The 1,097-nt window shown below is 71.6% G+C and carries 2 protein-coding genes; both read left to right on the top strand.

The genetic code is table 11. The features are described from left to right. The first annotated feature begins 42 nt into the window (after positions 1-42). Entirely contained in the window at positions 43-471 is a 429-nt protein-coding gene (locus FV230_RS28620; RefSeq protein ID WP_147844765.1) for an RT0821/Lpp0805 family surface protein, read from the top strand. 171 nt (positions 472-642) lie between these two features. Next, positions 643-1,097 (top strand): DnaJ domain-containing protein (locus FV230_RS28615; RefSeq protein WP_147844764.1); only part of this gene is annotated, 455 nt, incomplete at its 3' end.

Below are 1,097 nucleotides of genomic sequence, written 5' to 3'. Positions count from 1 at the left end.
GGGCGGCTCGCGCCGGTGGCACTGGCCGCGGGTCTCGCGTCGATGCTCTGCGGCTGCAGCCAGCCGCTCCTGATCTTCCGGGCGGATGCCAATCCCGAGGCCAGGGCGGAGACCGTCGCCGACGAGCCGATCGTCACCGGCAGCATCAGCCGGCGCCCGACGAGCTTCGGCTCGGACCTGGGCGACGAGGATTGGCGCCGCGCCTACGCCGCGCTCTCGGTCGCTCTCGACCCGCAGGGCAACGGCAAGCCGGTGAAGTGGGACAACCCCGAGACCAGCCTGCGCGGCACGATCAACCCGACCGGGCTGCCCTACGTCGCCCACGACCTGATCTGCCGCGATTTCCTCGCCAGCGTGATCGCTCCCGGGAACAACCGCTTCGTGCGCGGCACCGGTTGCAAGCCGTCCGGCGGCGAGTGGGAACTCAAGCGCATCCGCACCGGCAAGGCCGGATCGGGCAAGACGAGCTGAGCGCGAACGATGCGAGGCGGCTCGGCCGCGTGACGCGTTCGGGTTGACGCCGGCCGCGCTTGCGCCGAGTCTCGTCGCCCCTACGTTGCGCGACAGCAACAGGCCGCCCACATGCGGCCTGGATGGCCGCTGCTCCACAGCTGGCGCGAAACCACGAAGTTCAAGAGACCGATGCGCAATCCCTACGAGGTGCTGGGCGTCCCCAAGGGCGCCGGCGAGGCCGAGATCAAGAAGGCCTACCGCAAGCTCGCCAAGACCTACCATCCGGACACCAACAAGGACGCGAAGGCGAAGGATCGCTTCGCCGAGGCGAACGCCGCCTACGAGATCCTCGGCGAGCCGGAGAAGCGCCGCCAGTTCGACCGTGGCGAGATCGACGCCGACGGCAAGCCGCGCGCGACCGGGTTCGAGGGCTTCGGCGGCGGCCGCGCCGGCGGGTTCGACTTCAACAACGCGGCCCGCGGCCGCGGCGGCCCGGCGGGGGGCGTCGGGGAGGACATCTTCTCGCACCTGTTCGGCGAGGCGTTCCGCGCCGGTCAGGGTCGGCACGCGGATCGCGCCGCCGAGCACCGCATCCTCGAGCGGCAGGTCGACGGTGGCGCGCAGGTCCGCGCCCTCGACGGTGA

It is taken from the genome of Methylobacterium sp. WL6 (assembly GCF_008040095.1).
Classification (GTDB): Bacteria; Pseudomonadota; Alphaproteobacteria; order Rhizobiales; family Beijerinckiaceae; genus Methylobacterium.
Note: the sequence above shows the minus strand (reverse complement) of the source record. Positions and strands in the feature narration are given on the sequence as shown.

Coding starts and splice junctions, on each gene's coding strand:
- FV230_RS28620 (WP_147844765.1), top strand. CDS start 43: ATGCTCTGCGGCTGCAGCCAGCCGCTCCTGATCTTCCGGGCGGATGCC.